Consider the following 7,485-nt stretch of genomic DNA (forward strand, 5'->3'; position numbering starts at 1 on the left):
CTGAAGAAGAATATGAAGTCAGTCCCCAATCATCTAAAAGGGTGTATAAACTCTACCACTGTTGGGGTTATAAGTTTGCAAAGCTCGCATATACTGAGCGCGTTCAAAAGCACTAGGATTAGGACAGTTTAATTGGCTCATACTACCTTGTATTTGGCGTACAGAGTCATATTCATGTATTTCCATCCATTCCCGCAAGTCTTTTTCTAAACACTGAATGTGAGTAATGCCCTCTCGTAATAATACAGAACAAAGCATAGTTACATTTGCCCCCACCATTAGCATTTTAATCACATCATGGGCATTGTGAATACCGCTGGTTGCTGCCAGACTACCCTGAATATGACCATAGAGAATGGCTATCCAGCGCAGAGGTAAACGCATAGCTTGGGGTGTACTCAAAAGTACATAGGGTTCTACCTCTAGAGTTTCTACGTTAATATCTGGTTGATAAAACCGATTAAATAATACTAAACCATCAGCCCCACATTGGTCTAGACGTTTGGCCATATTTGCCGTGTTAGTGAAATAAGGGCTGAGTTTTACGGCTACAGGAATAGTGACTGCGGCTTTCACCGATGTGAGAATATCAATATAATTCTGTTCAATTTCTGTACTTGTTAAATCTGGATTTGTAGGAACATAGTAAATATTTAACTCTAGTGCAGATGCTCCTGCTTCTTGAATGAGTGTAGCATATTCTGTCCAGCCACCGACGGAACAACCATTGAGACTAGCGATAATGGGAATATTGACTGTTTCTTTGGCTTTGCGAATATGGTCTAAATATTCTTCTGGTCCGACTCGGAAATTAGTTATATCAGGGAAATAGGTTAAAGCTTCTGGAAAACTTTCTGTTCCATAGGTAAGATGATGATGAAGTTCGTATTTTTCTAAAATTAATTGTTCTTCAAATAATGAGTGCATAACAACTGCACCAGCACCAGCATCTTCCATTAATTTAATATTATCAATATCCTCGGAAAGTGGAGAAGCAGAAGGAACTAAAGGAGATTTTAATTCTAGTCCTAAATATGTTGTGGTTAGGTTCATAAATTTATTTGGTGATTGGTAATTGGTGATTGGTGATTGGTGATTGGTGATTGGTGATTGGTGATTGGGTAATTGGTGATTGGGTAATTTGCTTTGTCTTGACACCTGATTTCATTTTCTATTAGCTAAATATTGATACATTTGCCAACGAGTATTAACATCAGCTTGTGCTTCATTGAGGAGTTCTTTTGCTGTTTCTGGGTTGATTTTAGTCAACATTTTGAAACGGTTTTCCATGTACATGGAATTTTCTAATGGGATGTGAGGGGCGCGAGAATCGAGTTGTAGGGGGTTTTTTCCTTGTTTAATGCGATCGGGATGATAACGATATAATAGCCAGCGTCCAGAGTCTACAGCGGCTTTTTGGTTTTGCATTGCTGTACTCATATTGATACCGTGAGCAATACAATGACTATAGGCAATAATTAATGATGGTCCATCATAAGCTTCAGCTTCAAGAAATGCTTTTAATGTATGTTCATCTTTTGCACCCATAGCCACACTAGCAACATAAACATTACCGTAAGTCATGGCAATTAAACCTAAATCTTTCTTTGCTGTAGGTTTACCACCTGCGGCAAATTTTGCTACTGCACCTTTAGGAGTAGATTTGGACATTTGTCCGCCAGTATTTGAATAAACTTCTGTGTCGAGGACAAGAATATTAACGTTGCGTCCACTAGCAATTACATGATCTAAACCACCGTAACCAATATCATAAGCCCAACCGTCACCACCAATGATCCAAACACTCTTTTTCACTAAATAATCAGCAAGAGATTTAAGATTTTCAACCGCAGATAAACGCTGATTAACGCCGATATTATCCTCTTTTATCTGCGTTAATCTGTGTTCATCTGCGGTTATAATCTCTTCCAATTTCCTTTTAAGAATAGAAATCCGTTCTCGTTGTTCATAAATATCCGCTTCATTTTTTTGTTCAGCATTGAGGATATCTGTGACAAGAGTTTCGCCAATTTGGGGTGCAAGTTGTTGAAGTAAATAAGCTGCAAAATCGGCTTGTTTATCTATGGAGACGCGGAAACCTAAGCCAAATTCGGCGTTATCTTCAAATAGACTATTAGACCATGCTGGACCTCTTCCTTCAGCGTTTTTTGTCCAAGGTGTAGTAGGTAAATTACCACCATAGATAGATGAACAACCTGTGGAATTGGCGACTATCATGCGATCGCCAAATAATTGTGTTACTAATTTAATATAGGGTGTTTCTCCACATCCTGCACAAGCACCAGAAAACTCAAACAACGGTTCTTGCATTTGTTGTTGATTAATATGATTCAACTGCAAATTTTGTCTATCTGGATTTGGTAAACTCAAGAAAAAATCCCAATTTTCTCGTTCTTGTTCCCGCAATGGTTTTTGCAGTTCCATATTAATCGCTTTTTTACGCGGTTCGGCTTTATTTTTGGCAGGACAAACATCAACACAAATACCACAGCCAGTACAATCTTCTGCTGCTACTTGAATAGTAAATTTCAAATCATGCCAATTATGTTCTCTTGCATTGGCACTTTTAAAAGTTTCCGGTGCATTTTCTAATTGTTCTGGTGCATATACTTTACTACGAATGACACTATGAGGACATACCATCACACATTTACCACATTGAATACAAACGTCGGTATCCCAAACAGGTATTTCTTCAGCAATATTGCGTTTTTCCCATTTAGATGTTCCTGTAGTATATGTACCATCTACAGGTAATGCACTTACAGGTAAATCATCACCTTCACGAGCGATCATTTTACTCAAAACATCACGAACAAAAGCAGGTGCATAATCTGGAAGAGGTGACAGTTGACAGGTGACAGATGACAGTTTTTCTTTCAGTTCTTTAGTTGTAATTTCATGGAGATTATCCAAGGTTTTATCAACTGCTTTGATATTCATTTCTACAATTTCTTCGCCTTTATTACCGTAGGTTTTACGGATAGATTTTTTAATTTGGTTTATTGCTTCTTCTTTGGGTAAAACGCCAGATATGGCAAAGAAACAAACTTGCATAACTGTGTTGATTCTACCAGTCATTCCTGCTTCCCGTGAGACTTTGTAGGCGTTAATAACATAGAATTTGAGATTTTTGTCAATTATTTCTATTTGCATGGAAATAGGTAATTTATCCCAAACTTCATCTTTGTTATAGGGTGAATTTAATAAAAAAGTACCACCGGGAATAATATCTTTCAACATCGGAAATTTTTCTAAAAACTCCCATTGATGACAAGCGACAAAATTAGCTTTAGTAATTAAATAGGGAGAATGAATTTGTTGATCACCAAAGCGCAAATGTGAAACTGTTACAGAACCAGATTTTTTAGAATCGTAAACAAAATAACCTTGGGCATAATTATCAGTTTCCTCACCAATAATTTTGATGGAGTTTTTATTTGCACCTACTGTACCATCTGCACCCAAACCATAGAAAATCGCTCGAACTATATTATCTGCTTCAATATTAAATTCGGGATTGTATGCTAAACTGGTATGAGTGACATCATCATTAATCCCGACTGTAAAATGATTTTTTGGTGTTTCTATAGCCAAATTATCAAATACAGCTTTTACCATTGCTGGTGTAAATTCCTTAGATGATAAACCATACCTACCACCCACAACTTTGATTTTGTAAAGCTGGTTTTCTGCCAAAGCTGTAACAACATCAATATATAAAGGTTCACCAGTTGCACCTGGTTCTTTTGTTCGGTCTAAAACGGCAATATTGCGGGAAGTTTTGGGGAGAGAATTAATAAATCTTTGGGTATCAAAAGGACGATATAATCTCACTTTGATGACTCCGACTTTTTCCCCTTGTTTATGCAGATAATCTACAGTTTTTTGGACTGTTTCACAACCTGAACCCATGAGGATAATTATGTTTTCTGCTGCTGGGTGTCCATAATAATCAAATAGTTTATATTCTCTCCCTGTCATGTTGGCAAATTCATCCATTACCTTTTGAGTAATATCTGGACAAACTAGATAAAAAGAATTTACTGTTTCTCTAGCTTGAAAATAAACATCTGGGTTTTGTGCTGTACCTCGTAACACTGGTTTATCAGGTGTTAAAGCCCGTGAACGATGGGCAATTACTAACTCTATGGGAATAAATTTTTGTAAGTCTTCGGTTGTGAATATTTCTATTTTATCTATCTCATGAGAGGTGCGAAAACCATCAAAAAAGTGTAAGAAAGGTATGCGTGATTCTAAAGTTGCACGTGTGGAAATGAGGGCAAAATCTTGGGCTTCTTGCACAGAAGCAGCGCACAACATTGCAAACCCGCTACTTCTTGTAGCCATGACATCACTATGATCTCCAAAAATAGAGAGAGCTTGAGCCGCAAGCGATCGCGCCGCAATATGAAATACTGTAGGTGTAAGCTCTCCCGCAATCTTATACATATTAGGGAGCATTAACATTAATCCCTGAGATGCTGTAAATGTCGTTGTCAGTGAACCCGTTTGCAAAGCCCCATGTACAGCACCCGCAACTCCTCCTTCACTCTGTAACTGTACCACCGAGGGAATGTTTCCCCAGATGTTCGGTTTTCCCTCACTCATAGCAGCATCCGACCATTCAGCCATGGGTGAAGATGGTGTAATCGGATAAATGGCAATAACCTCGTTTAGTTGGTAGACGACTTTAGCAACTGCTTCATTCCCGTCTATGGTTGCAAAGGTTTTAGTTTTCATATTAAACATCTTGATAACCTTCCTAAACTTGATTTAGTCGTATTGCTGATAGCCATATAAAGGAATGAAAATCAAAAATTCCATTTATGAAACTCTTAATCTTTGCGCCTTTGCGCCTTTGCGTGAGACTACCCGGATTTCTCACTCTTCTCTCACCTATTACCGGCTAATTCTCTAATTCCTATCTTCATCTTAAAACGCAAACTTGAGAAATTCTAAAAAATAAATTACCTAATCACTATGGGTATAGTCCTGCGGATATAGCTACGCTAAAGCCATACTTTCAACCATTATCAGGACTTACGCAAAATCATGAAAAAACGTTCGCAAAGCGTGCGCGAAGCGCATACCGCAGAGGACGCAGAGGACACAGAGAAATAAGAGTTTCGGAGAGGTATTGCGTAAGTCCTACATCTTATAAAACCCAATCTGGGAATACAAGGGAATTCAAAATGTTATTATATATACATTAATTAAAATTTTTGATGACAGAGAACCTCCTCACAAGTTCCTCAAGTTGTTTATCTACATTAAATATTGAATCAGAGAATAGGGGATTGGGGAAATGGCAAAAAATTTAATTTTACCAATAACCGATTACCCGTGAAAAAATCCCCTATATATTAAGACAGGGGATAAATTGAAATATCCATTTTGGGAATTTTAAGACTAATGGAAATTGTTAGAAAGATTACCCAAGAATTAGCAATTGTCGGACAAGTTACACCAGAACAACTTCACGACATAGCAAATGATGGTTATAAATCCATTCTCAATCTGAGGTTTGCAGATGAAAAAGACTGGTGGGAAGATGAACAGAAACAAACCGAAGATTTAGGTTTAAACTATGTCAATATCCCCATCAAATTTGAAGAACTAAATCCTCAAATTTCTTTGGAGATATTCGCGGTGATCAATCAATTACCTAAACCAATCTTGATTCATTGTGATAATGCTATCCGCTCGGCAGCAATAGTATTATTATATATTGCTAATAAGCAGGGCATTGAATTTGATCAAGTATGGGAACAAAATCCCAAATTATTTTGGTTTTAGGACTATAAACAATGGACAAGGAAAAATTACCTCTTTCTGGAAATACGAGGATTGAGAAAGAGGAATATTTCGGCTTTTTTCCTTTAAAGGAGATATTTCCAACCTAGAATGAAACAAGTGTCAATTAATAATTTCATCTTGGTTTCTCTACCTTTCTGCTGTAGTTACCAGTTGGGATGAATCTCTGTAATTAGAACTATTGACAGAGGCATGAATATCTGAATTTGTTTTTTGTTGATTAGATGTTCCAGGTGCGATGATTTGACGGTTTTCTTTAATTAATCTGCTGTAGGTGTGTTGGGGGATATAGTGAATTGGATTATAGCCAATACACCGCAAAATCAGCACACAAGCCCAAGAATACCGACCATCAGCAATAGCTTCAATGATCTGATTGAATTGTTCAGGAGTGATAGCACTATGAAAATCGTTCTGAGAAGAAGAAGCTTGGTAGTTCATGACTAACCCTGATATAATCTTGTAGGACTGAAAGTTAATAAGTTTTCAAAGTTCAGAAAATAGAATTTAGACTTTTATGGTCATTTATCAGCCTTCTAACTCTTAATTTCTGATTTTTGATTTCTGGCTCATAGCGAAAATTAACGCTATACAACTAATCTCATTGTGTGTGCCATAAAAAATTAAATTGTCTTAGTGAATAACCTCGCCCTCTAAATTTGAGTATAGCGATAAATTTTCGATTAAATATCAACATTATTTATGGTTTTGAGAGAATTTTATTAATTTTTCATGAGGTTTGTTGACTAGCAGCGGCAATAATATTTGAGTGGCTGTGTATATTAAATTAACAACATCACAGAATAGAACAAGGTTAAATGTCTCTTTGTATATGGCTTTGCTCATAAATTTTGTACCTCATTTACCTACTATTTGCTATATCTATTGAGTAATTGGTAGGCTAGTAATTTTTGGAGATTACTGGCAATTGGTAATCTGAATAAATTAGCTTTTAGCATTTTTGAATCTATAACCTGATAGTTTTTTTTTGAACCTATTCCCCTTGAATTTGCCCTAAATATAGGCAAAACCTGGGGATTTTTATGGTTAAGTCAATTGGGCGATAAAAATAGGAAACACAGATACTCGTATATATGCAGAATACTATGTTTTGAGTAATTGGTAAGCCAAATTGGCACTTTATTTCTATAAATATTACAGATACCATCACTTTAAAATTACGTATTAAATGACTATTTAAATACTGTCACAAGGGGTATTTACAAAATTGTAAAGAGAAGATATTTAAAGGAAATATGACTATTTGAATAGTGTCACAAGGGGTATTTACAAAATTGTAAATAGCGTCTAAATATAAGTTTTTTGTTGATTTAATTTCAGTATTTTGGCTAAATCAGTTACATTTAAAAACAAGATACCTGATTTATTTAAGTAGTTAAAAATATGGGAATGTGACTTTAGGTCGCTACAAATTTATGCTATTTTTGAACTTGTTTCATGGTTAAATAATCAGTCAGGAGACTTATCCTCGCTGTAGTGTGAGTTTCTTGATAGACGTTCTCAAAATTTTTCGAGCATGAAACTAATACTTGTATTGACTATTTTTCATAACTGTGCAATCCTTTATAAAAAACTTAATGTGTCAGTATTAATAGTATTCTGTAGAGTAAGAATAGAAACGTTTGT

General features: G+C 36.0%; 4 protein-coding genes. 1 reads left to right on the forward strand and 3 read right to left on the reverse strand.

From position 1 onward, the window contains the following. Positions 1-33 precede the first annotated feature (33 nt). Both FJR04_RS22545 and nifJ read right to left on the reverse strand, forming a co-directional pair. On the reverse strand, positions 34-1,053 hold the full coding sequence (locus FJR04_RS22545; protein ID WP_168499021.1) for a dihydroorotate dehydrogenase-like protein: 1,020 nt from the start codon (positions 1,051-1,053) through the stop codon (positions 34-36). Positions 1,054-1,164: 111 nt separating this feature from the next. Continuing rightward, entirely contained in the window at positions 1,165-4,764 is a 3,600-nt protein-coding gene (gene nifJ / locus FJR04_RS22550) for a pyruvate:ferredoxin (flavodoxin) oxidoreductase (protein ID WP_168499023.1), read from the reverse strand. Positions 4,765-5,436: 672 nt separating this feature from the next. Here nifJ and FJR04_RS22555 point away from each other — a divergent pair. Continuing rightward, entirely contained in the window at positions 5,437-5,820 is a 384-nt protein-coding gene (locus FJR04_RS22555; RefSeq protein WP_168499017.1) for a beta-lactamase hydrolase domain-containing protein, read from the forward strand. Between the two features lie 147 nt (positions 5,821-5,967). Here the strand turns inward: FJR04_RS22555 and FJR04_RS22560 are convergent, their stop codons facing one another. Beyond that, positions 5,968-6,279 (reverse strand): HetP family heterocyst commitment protein, encoded by a 312-nt coding sequence (locus FJR04_RS22560; RefSeq protein ID WP_168499019.1) that lies wholly within the window; start codon positions 6,277-6,279, stop codon positions 5,968-5,970. Positions 6,280-7,485: the final 1,206 nt, after the last annotated feature.

Origin of the sequence: Anabaena sp. UHCC 0204 (genome assembly GCF_009711975.1) — a bacterium.
In the GTDB taxonomy this organism is placed as follows: Bacteria; Cyanobacteriota; Cyanobacteriia; order Cyanobacteriales; family Nostocaceae; genus Dolichospermum.

Coding starts and splice junctions, on each gene's coding strand:
- FJR04_RS22545 (WP_168499021.1), bottom strand. CDS start 1,053: ATGAACCTAACCACAACATATTTAGGACTAGAATTAAAATCTCCTTTA.
- nifJ (WP_168499023.1), bottom strand. CDS start 4,764: ATGAAAACTAAAACCTTTGCAACCATAGACGGGAATGAAGCAGTTGCT.
- FJR04_RS22555 (WP_168499017.1), top strand. CDS start 5,437: ATGGAAATTGTTAGAAAGATTACCCAAGAATTAGCAATTGTCGGACAA.
- FJR04_RS22560 (WP_168499019.1), bottom strand. CDS start 6,279: ATGAACTACCAAGCTTCTTCTTCTCAGAACGATTTTCATAGTGCTATC.